General features: G+C 65.4%; 16 protein-coding genes and 1 pseudogene. 11 read left to right on the top strand and 6 right to left on the bottom strand.

The annotated features are described in order from the left end of the window. The first annotated feature begins 214 nt into the window (after positions 1-214). Complete coding sequence (locus ACVIN2_RS04655; protein WP_456764669.1) at positions 215-1,219, top strand: hypothetical protein; 1,005 nt, start codon at positions 215-217, stop codon at positions 1,217-1,219. A gap of 26 nt (positions 1,220-1,245) precedes the next feature. Beyond that, positions 1,246-1,482: pseudogene (locus ACVIN2_RS04650) on the top strand (PaaI family thioesterase); the annotation flags it as partial. Between the two features lie 38 nt (positions 1,483-1,520). Here the strand turns inward: ACVIN2_RS04650 and rplI are convergent. The 4 genes from rplI to rpsF form a co-directional block, all read right to left on the bottom strand. After that, a complete protein-coding gene (gene rplI, locus ACVIN2_RS04645) occupies positions 1,521-2,126 on the bottom strand; it encodes a 50S ribosomal protein L9 (RefSeq protein ID WP_007592024.1) in 606 nt (201 codons plus the stop codon). 63 nt (positions 2,127-2,189) lie between these two features. Then, the gene (locus ACVIN2_RS04640) at positions 2,190-3,167 is read right to left on the bottom strand and encodes a DUF2232 domain-containing protein (protein ID WP_456764668.1); all 978 of its coding nucleotides are present in this window, start codon (positions 3,165-3,167) and stop codon (positions 2,190-2,192) included. A gap of 129 nt (positions 3,168-3,296) precedes the next feature. Beyond that, positions 3,297-3,536 (bottom strand): 30S ribosomal protein S18, encoded by a 240-nt coding sequence (rpsR, locus tag ACVIN2_RS04635; RefSeq protein ID WP_007592020.1) that lies wholly within the window; start codon positions 3,534-3,536, stop codon positions 3,297-3,299. Between the two features lie 5 nt (positions 3,537-3,541). Beyond that, on the bottom strand, positions 3,542-4,057 hold the full coding sequence (gene rpsF / locus ACVIN2_RS04630) for a 30S ribosomal protein S6 (RefSeq protein WP_085352909.1): 516 nt from the start codon (positions 4,055-4,057) through the stop codon (positions 3,542-3,544). 370 nt (positions 4,058-4,427) lie between these two features. Between rpsF and ACVIN2_RS04625 the strand changes: the two genes are divergently transcribed. From ACVIN2_RS04625 to gmk, 9 genes are all read left to right on the top strand, one after another. Further along, entirely contained in the window at positions 4,428-5,132 is a 705-nt protein-coding gene (locus ACVIN2_RS04625; protein ID WP_456764667.1) for a TetR/AcrR family transcriptional regulator C-terminal domain-containing protein, read from the top strand. A 3-nt stretch (positions 5,133-5,135) separates the two neighbouring features. After that, on the top strand, positions 5,136-6,161 hold the full coding sequence (locus ACVIN2_RS04620) for a fatty acid desaturase family protein (protein ID WP_456764666.1): 1,026 nt from the start codon (positions 5,136-5,138) through the stop codon (positions 6,159-6,161). A gap of 173 nt (positions 6,162-6,334) precedes the next feature. After that, complete coding sequence (fabD, locus tag ACVIN2_RS04615; protein ID WP_456764665.1) at positions 6,335-7,294, top strand: ACP S-malonyltransferase; 960 nt, start codon at positions 6,335-6,337, stop codon at positions 7,292-7,294. Between the two features lie 102 nt (positions 7,295-7,396). After that, positions 7,397-8,134 carry a 3-oxoacyl-[acyl-carrier-protein] reductase gene (fabG, locus tag ACVIN2_RS04610; protein WP_456764664.1) on the top strand — a complete coding sequence of 246 codons (738 nt, stop codon included), beginning with the start codon at positions 7,397-7,399 and terminating at the stop codon, positions 8,132-8,134. Positions 8,135-8,443: 309 nt separating this feature from the next. After that, positions 8,444-8,683 (top strand): acyl carrier protein, encoded by a 240-nt coding sequence (locus ACVIN2_RS04605; RefSeq protein WP_006020277.1) that lies wholly within the window; start codon positions 8,444-8,446, stop codon positions 8,681-8,683. A gap of 108 nt (positions 8,684-8,791) precedes the next feature. Then, positions 8,792-10,057, top strand: a complete 1,266-nt coding sequence (gene fabF, locus ACVIN2_RS04600; protein WP_456764663.1) for a beta-ketoacyl-ACP synthase II — start codon at positions 8,792-8,794, stop codon at positions 10,055-10,057. Between the two features lie 125 nt (positions 10,058-10,182). Then, positions 10,183-11,457 (top strand): endolytic transglycosylase MltG, encoded by a 1,275-nt coding sequence (gene mltG, locus ACVIN2_RS04595; protein ID WP_007609326.1) that lies wholly within the window; start codon positions 10,183-10,185, stop codon positions 11,455-11,457. A 118-nt stretch (positions 11,458-11,575) separates the two neighbouring features. Continuing rightward, a complete protein-coding gene (locus ACVIN2_RS04590; protein WP_027517522.1) occupies positions 11,576-12,463 on the top strand; it encodes a YicC/YloC family endoribonuclease in 888 nt (295 codons plus the stop codon). A 3-nt stretch (positions 12,464-12,466) separates the two neighbouring features. Then, positions 12,467-13,126: a guanylate kinase gene (gene gmk / locus ACVIN2_RS04585; RefSeq protein WP_456764662.1), complete on the top strand. Its 660-nt coding sequence runs from the start codon at positions 12,467-12,469 to the stop codon at positions 13,124-13,126. Here the strand turns inward: gmk and ACVIN2_RS04580 are convergent. Both ACVIN2_RS04580 and ACVIN2_RS04575 read right to left on the bottom strand, forming a co-directional pair. Next, positions 13,059-14,249 carry a hypothetical protein gene (locus ACVIN2_RS04580; RefSeq protein ID WP_456764661.1) on the bottom strand — a complete coding sequence of 397 codons (1,191 nt, stop codon included), beginning with the start codon at positions 14,247-14,249 and terminating at the stop codon, positions 13,059-13,061. The genes gmk and ACVIN2_RS04580 overlap by 68 nt on opposite strands. A 150-nt stretch (positions 14,250-14,399) precedes the next feature. Further along, positions 14,400-14,894, bottom strand: a complete 495-nt coding sequence (locus tag ACVIN2_RS04575; protein ID WP_456764660.1) for a hypothetical protein — start codon at positions 14,892-14,894, stop codon at positions 14,400-14,402. Positions 14,895-14,902 lie beyond the last annotated feature (8 nt).

The raw sequence follows: 14,902 nt of genomic DNA, 5'->3' as shown, positions 1-14,902 counted from the left end.
GGCATCTCGGCGGTTCCTATGCGTTTGCATCTAGATCTAGGGAGGTGTCCCGGGCCCGCTATTGCGCTGTGCTCAAAGCGGATATTCCAAAACCGCTTAATCACATCCTTGCGCGCGCAGGCTGCTTCCATTCGCGGCTCAATCGGATAAAAGGTGACCCGCCGCGGCGCCGCCTACCGGCTGCACCTCTCGGAATTCAATGGAGATGATGGGAATGTCGAGCCGAGCGCTCAGCCTCGCGACGATCTTGCTTCTGATCGGCTTCGGCGCGACCGATACCGTTCTCGCGCAGGCGACGAACCTCGAGGCCGGCAAGGCCCCATCCCAGCTTTTCGCGCAGACCTGCAATGCATGTCACAAGAGCCCGCGCGGCCTGTTGAAAACGGTGGCGTCGGGCTCACTGCCGGGCTTCCTGCGCCAGCATTACACGACCAGCTCCGACATGGCCGGCGTGCTCGCCTCCTATCTCGTCTCCAACGGAGCCACCGACACCCGCTACCAAGCCAAGGACGGCAAGGACAAGAAGGACGGCGCCAAGGATAAGGACAAGGAAGCCAATACCAATCCGGCGCAGTCCCCTGAACGTCAGGGTCGCCGCCAACGTTCCCAGGAGTCCGCCAAGCCGGAAGGCGAGGGTGCCCCTCCCGCGGCCGAGGGCGCGCGTCAGAAACGCGCCGCGCGGCCGGCCGAAGAAGGAACGAAGGAAGGCGCGAAGCCCGAGGGCCAGGCTGCACCCGAAGGGCGCAAGGCCAAGCGTCTCGGCAAGCGTGGCAAGCCGGGAAGTGATGAGGCACCGAAGGTCGATGCCGCGGCGCCCACGGCAGACGACAAGAAGACCGAGCCGAAGGTCGAAACAAAGCCCGAGACTGCGAAGGGGGATTCCGGCGAGGCTAAATCCGAAGGCAGCAAATCTGAAGGCAGCAAGCCGTCCGAGAAGCCCGCCGAGGCCAAGCCGGAAAGTGCCAAGGTTGAGCCGCGCGGCAGCGAGGCTCCGGCGTTGCGGCCCGATCCAGTGCCGCAGGTGACGCCGGCGGCGCCGTCCGCCGCGAAGCCCGCCGAGCCAGCTGCGCCCAAGGCGGCGGAAGACGCCGCCCCCAAGCCCGCCGCGAGGTCCGAACCGCCAGCGAAGTCGCAGGAGCCCGCGCCGCCCGCAACCGCTGCGGCCCCACCGCCGCCAGCCGAATCGTCCGGTCCGCCGACGCCGCCGATTTCGCGATAAGCGACCATATATTGCGACATGCGAAGGCCGCGCTCTCGCGCGGCCTTCGTCGTTTTGGGTACAAGCCCAATCTGTTGTCGCCCGCGGCCGGCAAGAAGCATCTGCCGGGCGAGGGTGACCACGCGGAGCGTCAGGTCTCCGTGGTCGCAGCCGACGTTTTCTGCGTCACCGACGGCGTCGAGAAGCAACCGGCAACGGTGCTCGCGTCGATCGCGATGCTGAGCGAGGACGTTGCCGCCAAAACGAAAAGCCCGGCCGCCTGAGGCGACCGGGCTTCGAAAGCCTTGCGCGAATGCGAGGCTTATTTCTCGGTCTCTTCCGCAGCCGGCGCCGGCTCGGCGTCGTCCTGCTGGGCTTCCGGATCGAAGAACTCGCCGGCAGCTGCGATCGCTTCGGCCGCAGCATCCCGGTCTTCGTTCCGGCTCGAGATGTCCTCGCCGCGGTTGATGCGCTCGGCCTCGTCCTGGCTGCGCGCCACGGTGACACTGATCTCGATCTCGACCTCGGGGTGGATGGCGACCGTGATGGTGTGCTTGCCGATGGTCTTGATCGGCGCGTCGAGCTGAACCTGCGGGCGGGACAGTGAAACACCGTCAGCTTCGAACGCCACGACGATGTCGCGCACGTTGACCGAGCCGAACAGCTGGCCGGCTTCCGAAGCCTGACGGATCACGATGATGTTCTTGCCCTGGATCTTCTCGGCGACCTTGGACGCCTCGCCCTTGGACTCAAGGTTGCGAGCCTCGAGCTCGGCCTTCATGCCGTCGTACTTGGCACGGTTGTCGGCGGTGGCGCGCAGCGCCTTGCCGCGCTTGAGCAGGAAATTGCGGGCATAGCCGTCGCGAACCTTCACGACTTCGCCCATGTGACCGAGCTTGTTGACGCGTTCCAGCAAAATGACTTCCATATTCGTTCTCCTTTGATGTGTTGAGTGAGTTGGAATTTCGAACTTGAACTTTCGGATTTGAACTCAAGATGTCGGCAGCGGCGGTGGCTGGCGCGTACGAAGGAAGCGTTCGCGGAGGCCGAACACGGCATCCGCGAGGCCGAGGATCACCATCGCCATGACGGGCCATCCGAACACGACCACGACGGCGTAGGTCGAGCCGAGCCAGAAGGTGCGGCTCTTCAGCGCCAGCGTCAGCGTGTGCAGCACGGCAAAGCCGGTCAGCGCATATCCCATCATCAGCGCCGCCGCCGCGATCTGCGCCACGATCGCAAGCAGTCCGCCGGTGAAGCAGAAGGCGAGCGCGATGCAGAGCGCCACGAGCGTCATCGGCGGCAACTCCGCCGTCATCAGGTCCGGCCAGGGGCGTCGCAGCCGGCCCGACGTCGCCGTCACCTTGGTGCTGAGCCAGAGGTTGAGGGTCAGCGTCATCATCGCGACGATGGTGGCAGCGGCCGGCACGATCCGCACCAGTGCGTCGACGAATTGGTCGGTCTCGCCGGAGGTCTGCGGGTCGGCGGCGCGGAGGAGGCGCATCAGGCCACGGCGCAGCGTGCCGGTGATGGTCTCGGCGTCGGTGCCGAGCGTGAGCAGGGCGGCGAGCGTGGTCAGTGTGGCGAAGCCCGCGATCCACAGCAGGATGCGGCCGACCGGATACCACTCGAGCACAGGCTCAGTGGGCGGCTCGGCGGCGGGCTTCGGCGCGGCGGGTCCGGCCTGCCGGCTGAGCAGGACGAGATGGCCGAGCCACCAGGCGGGCAATGCGACGGTGACGGCGAAGGCAATGCAGTAGGGCAGGCCGAACAGCGCGCCGAGGCCAACCGCGGCGGCGATGCCGCCGAGGCTCGCGCAAAGCGGTCCCCAGCCGATGGAAGCGACCATCAGCGGCAGCGGTGCGAGATAGAACAGGACGAGCGAGATCAGCGCGCCCGAAGCGATCGAGGCGAACATCAGGGCCGACGCAGCGCCGGCGATCAGGGCTATCAGTCCAAAGGCCATCATCAGCTGTCCCGCTCCCTTCGAGCGGTTAGAGGCATCTCGCCCCAACCATCGGCGACCGGACGACCCGGAAGCCTTATGAGAAACTAGGTAGCTCGGCCGGCGGCGATGTCGCCGCCGGCCGAATTCGTCTTAGCGAATGACGTAGGGCAGCAGGCCCAGGAACCGCGCGCGCTTGATGGCGCGGGCAAGCTCACGCTGCTTCTTCGCGGACACCGCGGTGATGCGGCTCGGCACGATCTTGCCGCGCTCGGAGACGTAACGCATCAGCAGCTTGGAGTCCTTGTAGTCGATCTTCGGAGCATTCGCGCCCGTGAACGGGCAGCTTTTGCGGCGACGGAAAAACGGGCGGCGTGCACCAGCTTCAGCCATTGTTCTTACTCCCCATCCGTCGTGGTGGTGGTGGTGGTTTCAGCGTCTTCGCGCGGACGGCGCGGACCGCGGTCACCGCGGAAGCCGCCACCTTCACGGTCGCCACCACGGAAACCACCCTCGCGGTCGCCACGGAAGCCACCGCCTTCGCGATCGCCACGGAAGCCGCCGCCACGGTCGTCACGCTCGCGGTCACGGTCGGCCTTGCGCATCATCGCGGACGGGCCTTCCTCGAGCTCCTCGACGCGGACGCTGAGATAGCGGATCACGTCTTCGCTGATGCGCTCCTGGCGCTCGATCTCGGCGATCGCCGCGGACGGCGCGTCGATGTTGAGCAGCACGAAATGCGCCTTGCGGTTCTTGTTCATGCGGTAGGTGAGGGAGCGTACGCCCCAATTCTCGGTCTTGGTGACCTTGCCGCCGAGACCCTCGACGATGCCGGTCATCTGCGCAGTCAGCTCTTCGACCTGCTGCGTGCTCGCGTCTTGGCGCGCGAGAAAAACATGCTCATAGAGAGCCATGGAAGTCCTTTCCTCATGTTGGCGCATCGCCCGGCGTCAAGCCCTTAAGAGGCCTTCGGAAAGGACTCTGGGATTAAGCTCAGAAGGCGGAAACACGGGACGACGGGCCGACTGGCCCTGCCACACCAAAATCGCGAATGATTTGCTGAGACCGTCCGTTCAGCTCCCGGCCGGGGTCTGCGGATGGGCGCGTTATACGGATTTCGGCTGACTTGGCAAGGTTTCTGGCAAGGTTTCTGGCAAGGTTGCAGGCGGGCGTTTTGGCGCGGATGGTCCCGATGCGGGCGGCTGGATCCACCGCGGACCACCATACCGGCTTGATTTGTTTGTTTGTATATCATACAAACAAATCTGACGGGAGCGAACCCCAATGGCAGAAAAGCCGGCCCACGAGCCGCTCGAGGCGGCAGGCGACCCCAAGCACGCCACCCGCGCCACGCGGCCGGCCGGCCGCAAAATGCGCTCGCTGCTGCTGGATGCCGCGAGCCCGCTGTTTCGGGAGCGGGGGCTGTCGGGCACGGCGATCACCGACATCGCAGCCGCTGCGAACGCGTTCCCGAGCCAGATCACCTATTACTTCCGCACCAAGGAGGCGCTGTTCGTCGAATGCGCCTGCCGCGAGCTGCTGTACCTGGCGCGAGCGACCGAGCAGGCGGCGCTGAAGGCGCGCACGCCGCAGGATTATACCCACGCGCTGGCCGAGACCGTCACGACGAGCGATTCGGTGGTCTTCTTCGCTGAGGCGCTGACGCTGACGCGGCGGCGCCAGGATCTCGCGCCGCTGGTCGAGCGCACCATTGAGCGCCTGCACAGTGAGGGTGCGCGAGCCTATGCGAGCCAGGTCGCGCGGCACGGCTGGCGCTCCCTGCGCGCGCCCGATGAGAGTTCGCGGCGGTTCTGGGCCGTCGCCATCGGCGTCATCCTCGAGGGCTACGCGATGGGCCGTTCGCCCGAGGCGCTGTGCGCCGAGATGCTGCGCGTGCTGGGTGAACAGGCGAAATCCGATCATGACGCGGCGCGCCTGCGCCTCGTCGACGCGCGCGACGCGTCGAGCAATTCGAATGAGGAGAGTTAGGCCATGACTGCGCTACGCATGCGTGCCCGCGATTTCCTGACCGACAACCAGCTTGCCGACGTGCGCCAGCGCGTGACCTGGAAAGGCGTCGCGCTGATCGCGCACGCCTGGGCGCTCATCATCGCGGCAATCGCCCTGGTCGCGTGGTGGCCCAACCCGATCACCTACATCTTCGCCGTCGCCATCATCGGCTCGCGCCAGCTCGGGCTCGCGATCCTCATGCATGACGGCGCGCATGGCTGCCTGTCCGCCGACGAGAAAACCAATTTGACTCTAAGCCAGTGGTTCTGCGCCTATCCTCTGTTTGCGGAGACGCGCAGCTACCGGCGCTATCACCTTCAGCATCATGCGCGCACGCAGCAGGAGGATGATCCCGATCTCGTGCTGTCGGCGCCGTTTCCCATCACGAAGCTGAGCTATCGCCGCAAGTTCTTTCGCGACCTCACAGGGCAGACCGGCTACCAGCAGCGCAAGGCGCAGTTGCTCAATGCGCTGGGGCCGAAGGACTGGCCGTTGCGACAGCGCGCGGCGCATTTTTGGGAGAAGCTCGGCCCGCAATGTCTGGTCAATGGCGCGATGTTCGCAGCGCTCACGGCGGCCGGCGTGTGGTGGGCCTATCCGCTGCTATGGCTGGTGCCGCTCCTGACCTGGATGATGGTGATCACCCGCATCCGCAACATTGCCGAGCACGCGGTCGTGCCCGACAGCAGCGATCCCTTGCGTAACACCCGCACCACCTACGCCAATTTCCTCGAGCGTCTGTTCATCGCGCCATACTACGTGAACTACCACCTCGAACATCATCTCTTGTTCTATGTGCCCTGCTACAATCTGCCCAAGGTTCATCGCCTGCTGAGCCAAAGCCGGCACGCGAGCCGCATGGAGGTGCAACCGAGCTACGCGGCCGTGCTGCGGCTTGCGACCGCGAAGCCGAACCGGGATGACCGACCGGGGCAATTGGTCAACAGCGCGCGCCGCGCGCAGGCGGGGTCCGAGGTCGACGCCAACCAGACGGCCGGCGGATTCTAGGGATCCGTTTCCCCGGTTGAATGCTGGTCGAAGTTCCTATCTTGGCTTGACATTCCCGCCCCGGACAGTGTCTACGGCCCCCTTTGGAGCATGATCCGGAACCATGGCCTACGGCCGTGCGTAATCGGCTGCCGGTTCTCGCAGAGATCACGCCCGACAAGCAGGGAGCCCCGATGACGGCAGCATTCACATTTCCGGGGCAGGGTTCCCAGGCGGTCGGCATGGGCAAGGCCTTGGCGGATGCCTTTCCGGTGGCGCGCGCCGTGTTCGACGAGGTCGATGCCGCGCTGGGGGAGAAGCTGACGGCGACCATCTGGGATGGTCCGGCCGAAACCCTCCAGCTCACCCAAAACGCCCAGCCGGCCCTGATGGCGGTGTCCGTCGCCACCCTACGCGTGCTGGAGGCCGAAGCCGGGTTTTCCGTGGGGCGGGATGCGGCCTTCGTCGCCGGCCACTCGCTCGGTGAATATTCGGCGCTGGCTGCGGCCGGCAGCCTGACGATTTCCGACACCGCGCGGCTGCTTCGCATCCGCGGTCTCGCAATGCAAAAAGCCGTTCCGGTCGGCGTCGGTGCGATGGCCGCTCTGCTCGGCCTCGACTACGAGGCCGCCGTGGCGGTGGCGGACGAGGCCGCGCAGGGGCAGGTCTGCCAGGCAGCCAACGACAATGGCGGCGGGCAAGTGGTCGTCTCCGGCGACAAGGCCGCGGTCGATCGCGCCGTCGAGATCGCCAAAACCAAGGGCGCCAAGCGCGCAATGTTGCTGCCGGTGTCCGCACCGTTCCATTGCAAGCTGATGCAGCCGGCTGCCGACGCGATGGCGGAGGCGCTGGCCGGGGTCGCGATCAAGGCCCCGGCGGCCCCGCTGGTGTCGAACGTGCTGGCGAGCGCGATCACCGATCCCGACGAGATCCGCCGCCGCCTGGTCGAGCAGGTCACGGGCACCGTGCGCTGGCGCGAGTCGGTTGCCTATATGGCGGAGCAGGGCGTCACCCGTTTCTTCGAGATCGGTGCCGGCAAGGTGCTGACCGGCCTCGTCAAGCGTATTGCGGACGGTGCCATTGGCGTTGCGGTCGGTGGTCCCAACGACATTGCTGCCGCCAAGGATGCATTGGCCGCTGCGAAGCAGGCCTGACGCGCGATGATTCGTCGTCGCGATCGAGTTCTTTAGTTGACGCACGATCCTTTCGGAGAACCGCTGCGCATTTTTCCGGATCGTGCCTTGGAGGAGTTATCGATGTTCGATCTGACTGGCAAAAAGGCGCTCGTTACCGGCGCAACCGGCGGCATCGGCGGCGCGATCGCACAGGCGCTGCACGCGCAGGGCGCCACCGTTGCGATATCAGGGACGCGCAAGGAAGTGCTGGATGAGCTTGCCGGCAAGCTCGGCGAGCGCACCCATGTGTTGCCCTGCAATCTCTCCAAGGCCGAAGAGGTCGAGGCGCTGGTGCCCGCTGCGGAGGCGGCGATGGGACAGGTCGACATCCTCGTCGCCAATGCCGGCATCACCCGCGACAATCTCTTCGTGCAGCTCCGTGACGAGGACTGGGAGGAGGTCATCAACATCAATTTGACTTCGACCTTCCGGCTTGCCCGCGCCGCCACCAAATTGATGATGCGCAAGCGCTTCGGCCGCATCATCGCCATCACCTCGGTGGTCGGCGTCACCGGCAACCCGGGGCAGGGCAATTATACCGCGTCGAAGGCGGGCCTGATCGGCATGATCAAGACGTTGGGTGCCGAATACGCCAAGCGCGGCGTCACCGCGAACTGCATCGCTCCCGGCTTCATCAAGACGCCGATGACCGATGCGCTCAACGACAAGCAGCGCGAAACGATTCTGACCAAGGTTCCGGCCAATCGCTTGGGCACGCCCGAGGACATCGCGGCGGCCGCCGTCTACCTGAGTTCGAACGAAGCGGCCTATGTCACCGGCCAAACCATCCACGTCAACGGCGGCATGGCCATGATCTGACGCCTCATGCCGCACCGCCCCCTTGGCGGCGCGGAATGCGGCAAACGGCCGTTTCCGGAGCGAAATGAGGCTTGTAGTCAACGCAATTGAAGTATGATAACCGGACCTTCAACGGATGGGCAAAGAACGCCATTGCAGGTTTTTGAAACCCTGTATATTGGCGATGCGGAGCCTTGGCCGTCATTCGCCGGGCCTGCATCGGTTAGGATGGGGCCAAATCAAAGTTCGTAAGCGAAGGCAGTCAACGACCACGACGGCTCGTATCGTCCCGGGGGGTCGGGTCTACAGGGAACAACACGAGGTTATGCAATGAGTGAGATTGGCGAGCGGGTTAAGAAGATCGTGGTCGAACACCTTGGTGTTGAACCCGAGAAGGTTGTCGATGCTGCGAGCTTCATCGACGACCTCGGCGCCGACAGTCTGGACACCGTCGAGCTGGTGATGGCGTTCGAAGAGGAATTCGGTTGCGAGATTCCGGACGATGCCGCGGAAACGATTCTCACCGTCGGCGACGCCACCAAGTTTCTCGAGAAGAACGCGAAGAGCTAAGGCTCTTCATTTTCGCGGGGACAACATTGAAACCGGACGGACCGCCCAACAGCGGTCAGCCGGTTTCTTGTTATTGGCCGTGAATGTTTCGATGCGGAGTTTTCGGATATGAGGCGGGTTGTCGTCACGGGTCTTGGCATGGTTTCGCCACTCGGCTGCGGTGTCGAGCCGACCTGGAAACGCATCCTCGACGGCCAAAGTGGCGCACGCAAAATCGAGAGCTTCGATGTCTCCGATCTTCAGACCAAGATCGGCTGCACGGTCGTGCGCGGCGACGGTACCAACGACACTTTCAATCCCGATATCTGGATGGAGCCGAAGGACCAGCGCAAGGTCGACGACTTCATCATCTTCGGCATGGCCGCAGCCGGCCAGGCGCTCGACGATGCCAACTGGCATCCCGAGACCGAAGAGGACAAATGCGCCACCGGCACCATGATCGGATCCGGCATCGGCGGCCTTAACGGCATTGCAGAAACTGCGGTCCTGCTGAAGGAACGCGGGCCGCGCCGGGTCTCGCCGTTCTTCATTCCGGGACGCCTGATCAATCTCGCCTCCGGCTATGTCTCGATCAAGCATGGGCTGAAGGGGCCGAACCATTCGGTGGTCACGGCCTGCTCGACCGGCGCTCACGCCGTCGGCGATGCCGCCCGCCTGATCGCGCTCGGCGATGCCGACGTCATGGTTGCCGGCGGCGCCGAATCGCCGATCGGTCGCATCGGCATTGCCGGCTTCAACGCCGCGCGTGCGCTCTCGACAGCCTTCAACGAAACGCCCGAGAAGGCCTCGCGCCCCTACGACAAGGACCGCGACGGCTTCGTGATGGGCGAGGGCGCCGGCGTTCTGGTCCTGGAAGAACTCGAACACGCCAAACGCCGCGGCGCGAAGATCTATGCCGAAGTGATCGGCTACGGTCTCTCGGGCGATGCCTACCACATCACCTCGCCGTCACCCGACGGCGACGGGGGCTTCCGCAGCATGGCGGCAGCGCTCAAGCGCGCCGGCCTTACCGCGTCCGATCTCGACTACATCAACGCGCACGGCACCTCGACGCCGCTCGGTGACGAGATCGAGCTCGGTGCGGTCGAACGTCTGCTCGGCAATGCCGCTTCCAAGGTCGCGATGTCCTCGACCAAGTCGTCGACCGGTCACCTTCTGGGTGCGGCCGGTGCGATCGAGGCGATCTTCGCCATTCTCGCGATTCGCGATAATGTCGTGCCGCCGACCATCAACCTGGACAATCCGTCGGTAGAGACTGCGATCGATCTCGTGCCGCACAAGGCGAAGAAGCGCGAGGTCAACGTCGCGTTGTCGAATTCTTTCGGTTTTGGCGGTACCAACGCGTCGGTGATCTTCCGGCGTCCGGTCCAATAGTTTGTGTTTGCGACGAATCCACCGTTTTGCCGTATTCGGCGATAGTCATACAAGTGGGCGCGTGTACTTGGCCAGACAAGCGATTGTCGGGTCGCATTTGAACCGGCAGGATTCAGGTTGCTTCGATGAGTGAAAGGCCGCCCATTTCGCCCCGGAGTCCGCGGGCAGCGCTCGAGCCCGAGCAGGTCCCGCCGCCGCCGAAGCGATCGGACCGCGCGCGCAATCCCTTCGTGATCGTCGGCAACGCCATCATCACCCTGCTGCTGATTGCGATGATCGGTGCGGGCGGCGTGTACTATTACGGTCGACAGGTGCTCGAGGCGCCGGGACCGCTGAAGGAAGACAAGATCGTCAACATCCCGCAGCGCGCCGGCAAGCGTGATATCGCCGAGACGCTGAACCGGGAAGGCGTGACCGACGTCAATCCGTGGGCGTTCATTGCCAGCGTCGCTGCGTTGAAGGCGAGTTCGGACCTCAAGCCCGGTGAATACTCGTTCCAGAAAAACGCATCCTTGCGCGACGTCATTGCCACCATCGTCGAGGGCAAGGTGGTGCAGCATGCCGTGACGATCCCGGAAGGGCTGACCTCCGAGCAGATCGTGGCGCGCCTGTCCGACAACGACATATTCACCGGCAGCGTGCGTGAGCTGCCGCGCGAAGGCACGCTGCTGCCCGAGACCTACAAGTTCCCGCGCGGCACCCCGCGCGATCAGGTGATCCAGCGCATGCAGCAGGCGCACAAGCGCGTGCTGACCGAGATCTGGGAGCGTCGCAGTCAGGACATTCCGGTCAAGAGTCCGGAGCAATTGGTGACGCTGGCCTCGATCGTCGAGAAAGAGACCGGCAAGCCAGACGAGCGCAGCCGCGTCGCCGCGGTGTTCGTCAATCGCCTGAAGCAGAGGATCAAGCTGCAGTCCGATCCCACGATCATCTATGGCCTCGTCGGCGGCAAGGGCACGCTCGGCCGTCCCATCAAGCGCAGCGAGATCACGCAGCCTTCGCCCTACAACACCTATGTGATCGAGGGCCTGCCGCCGGGCCCGATCTCGAACCCCGGCCGCGCCTCGCTTGAGGCTGCCGCCAACCCGGCCCGCACCCGGGACCTCTATTTCGTCGCCGACGGCACCGGCGGGCATTCCTTCACCGAGACCTACGACGCGCATCAGAAGAACGTCGCCAAGCTGCGCGCGATGGAAAAGCAGATCCAGAACGACACGGTCGAGCCGGCCGAGGACGCGCAGCCGCCGGCCGCCGCCGCGCCCGGTGCCGCCGATACGCCGACGGCGACCACGCCGGCGCGGCCCAACCAGCAAAAAAAGCCGCCGGCCGCTCGCCCCGCGGGTCCGCCGCCGGCCCGCCAAGGCGCGGTGCAGGCCTCGCCCCCGGTGGTGCAGCGCTAGGCCTGCGCGCAGACCTGCCCCGCGGGACTTTGCGGATTACACTTTCCTGCAAAATAGTCTTAAGATTCGCGTGGCTTGATGGCCGCGCGAATCCCGTGCTTCTGGAGAAATTGACCTGATGGCGTTGTCGTCCATGACCGGCTTTGCCCGAAGCCACGGCGCGAGCGGCCCGTATACGTTCGAATGGGAATTGAAGTCGGTCAACGCCAAGGGCTTTGATCTGAGGGTGCGGCTACCGCAGGGGTTCGACGAGCTCGAGGCTCATGCCAAGAAGCGTGCCGCCGAGCTGCTCTCGCGAGGCACCGTCTACGCCAATCTAACCGTCAAGCGCGCCAATGCGGCCACCAGCGTCCGCGTCAACGAGGACGTGCTCAACGCCGTGCTCAAGGCCGCCGCCGTGATCGCCGGCAAGGTCGATGCGGTCGCGCCGAGCGTCGACGGGCTTTTGGCCATCAAGGGTGTCATTGAGGTCGCCGAGCCCGAGGGCGACGAGGAGGAGGACAAGGCCGCGCGCGCTGCCGCTGCGGACGCCTTCGACAAGGCGCTCGCCGAACTCGTCGAGATGCGCAAGCGTGAGGGGAGCTCGCTCGGGCAGATCCTGATCCAGCGCGTGGATGAGGTCGAGCAACTGGCGAAGAAGGCGGAGGCCGCGCCCGGCCGCAAGCCCGAGGCGATCAAGGCGAGGCTCGCCGAGCAGATCGCGAGCCTGCTCGACACCTCCGACCGTTTCGATTCCGACCGCCTGATGCAGGAAGCGATTCTGATTGCGACCAGGGCCGACATCCGCGAGGAGCTCGACCGCATCGCCTCGCACATCGCGCAGGCGCGCGAGCTGATCGGCAAGGGCGGCCCGGTCGGACGCAAGCTCGACTTCCTGGCGCAGGAGTTTCACCGCGAGGTCAACACCTGTTGCTCGAAGTCGAACGACATCGAGCTGACCAATACGGGGCTCGCCATGAAGAACGTGGTCGAGCAGTTCCGCGAGCAGGTCCAGAATCTGGAGTGATCGATGACGATTGGCGGTCACGGAACTGATGGTGTCGAGCGGCGCGGATTGATGTTCGTGCTGTCCTCGCCGTCGGGCGCGGGCAAGACGACGCTGTCGCGCATGTTGATCGACCGTATGCCCGGCCTTCGAATGTCGGTGTCGGCGACCACGCGGGCGATGCGGCCGGGCGAGGTCGACGGCAGGGATTATTCGTTCGTCGACAAGGCCACCTTCGAGGCGATGGTGAAGGCCGACCAGCTGCTGGAATGGGCGACCGTGTTCGACAACAGTTACGGCACGCCGCGTGCGCCGGTTGAGGCGGCGCTGTCAGCCGGGCAGGACGTGCTGTTCGACATCGACTGGCAGGGCACGCAGCAGCTCCGAGAGAAGGCGCGCGCCGACGTCGTCAGCGTGTTCATCCTGCCGCCCTCGGCTGCCGATCTCGAGAAGCGGCTGCATTCGCGCGCGCAGGATTCCGACGAGGTGATCCGCAAGCGCATGAGCCGCGCCAGCCACGAGATGAGCCACTGGGCCGAATACGACTACATCGTCATCAACCACGACGTCGACGAGGCCTTCGCCGAGGTGCAGTCGATCCTGAAGGCCGAACGCCTCAAGCGCGAGCGGCAGACCGGCCTCGTGGGCTTCGTGCGGGGTCTGCAAGGTCAGCTTCAAGGTTAGGCTGCGTCAGCCGCGGCCCGTCCTTCGCCAGCCGTTCCAGCATCGTCGTGATCACGTCGACGTCGATGGCGTCCTCGACTCCCGCATCCTCATCGCGACCGTCCGGCTCTTCGTCATCGACCTCGTTGGCCGCGAGCCGCGGCGCGGCCTCGATCTGGAATTCTCCGTTGAAGATATCCGCGTCGTCGAGCTCTGCGGTATCTTCGTGCGCTTGCGGGACGCGCTCGTCGATCACATCGATCTCGCGATCAATCGCGGCGAGCTGCGCGGTCTTGAGCTGAGCTGGCTGCGGACGCACGGCATCGAAATCCACCGGGCGCGGCTGCCGAGCGTGCGGCGACGCGTTGAGCCAGGGCGCACGGCCATCGTCGTGATCGTGCGGCTCAAAATTGTCCCAGTTGACGCGGCGCTGGTCGGCGGCCTGGACGCGGATGCGTCCACCGGCGAAGCGGTAGACGAGGCTGGCGAGGATGCCGGCAAGCGTTAGCGCGCCGCCGATCACGAGCAGCAGCATCTGGAGCGAGCCGGTCTGCTTGTCGGCGGTGCTGTCTGCCGCGGCCAGAGCCATCGGAGCAGGGGACTTCGCCGGCTTCGTGGTCGTCGGCTGCGCAGCGGCCGCGACCGGTGCAGGCGATGGCTGCTCTGTGGGCGCGGCGGACGCCGTGGTGGCGTCGGGCCAGCGCCCGGCGACGGCGGGCTGCTGAGCGTTGACGTCGGCGGCGGGGCTCGCAGCCTGTTGCGTTGGCGCCGGTCCCGCCTGTGCAGGCGTCTTCACAGTGGCGATGCTCTGCGGCGTCAGATATTCGGCGCGCGCGTCCTGGACCGAGTGCTGCTGCGGCACAGTCGTATCCGCTGCAGGCGTATCCGGCGTAGCCTGGGCGGTTTGAGTCGCCTTGCCGCCTTCGGCACGCAGATACCAGCACTGCCGCTTGGTCGCGCGCTCGAGGCGATAATGCCAATGCTGGCCCTGCGGCGCGGCGCCCTTTGGCGAGCCAAGGCAGTCGCTCGCGGCATTTGCCGTGCTCGGTGGCGTCGATGCGTTCTGCGACACGGCGGCAAGTGGCGCGCCGGCAATGATGCTGCCTACGAGGGCAGATAAGAATTTTGCGGTGCGGTTGCCCATCCTGGTCTCCCGATTACGCATGACGCAACTCGTTACCTTCCCTTTGTCGTCAAAGACTTGGGTGGCAATGAGCCGCAAATCCGGAGAGGATGTGGCCTGAATCGGGCCTGCGCGGCGTTCGTTCCGCCGCGAAATCAGACTTTTTCGGTGCTATTGCTTGGTCGAAGTCCAGGTTCCGCCGCAGCCGTCCGAGCGGCGGAAGGATCCGGAGCCGCTGCGGGCAGCGAGGCGGCCGGAGCCGGTGAAGGTCACGCCATCGCCTTGACCGAACGTGCTGACCGCGCCGCTCGCGCTGACGGTACCCGTGACGCCTTGGCCTATGACCTTGCCTGAGGAGACCACGACCGCGCCGGACGTGGTGCCGCCGCAGCCGACGCTGACGACCATCCAGGCGCCGTCGAAACTCCCGCCACCGCCACCACCACCGCCGCGTCGGGAGGAGCTGCGCGGCTCCTCGGCCGGCTTGCTGCGGCGCGCCGAGGGCGCTGGCTCGGCGGAACGGTCCGATCGGGAGCCGGACAGCGACTTCTCGTCATTGCCGATCGAGCCGCCGGCGCTGCCGGACTGCGCAACGGCGGACGGTGGAGCAACGGTGACGGACAGGAAAAAGGCCAGGGCAATTGCGGGGATGACGGCATTGCGCATGAGCAAAA

This window comes from Bradyrhizobium sp. USDA 3650, assembly GCF_054057395.1.
Note: the sequence above shows the minus strand (reverse complement) of the source record. Positions and strands in the feature narration are given on the sequence as shown.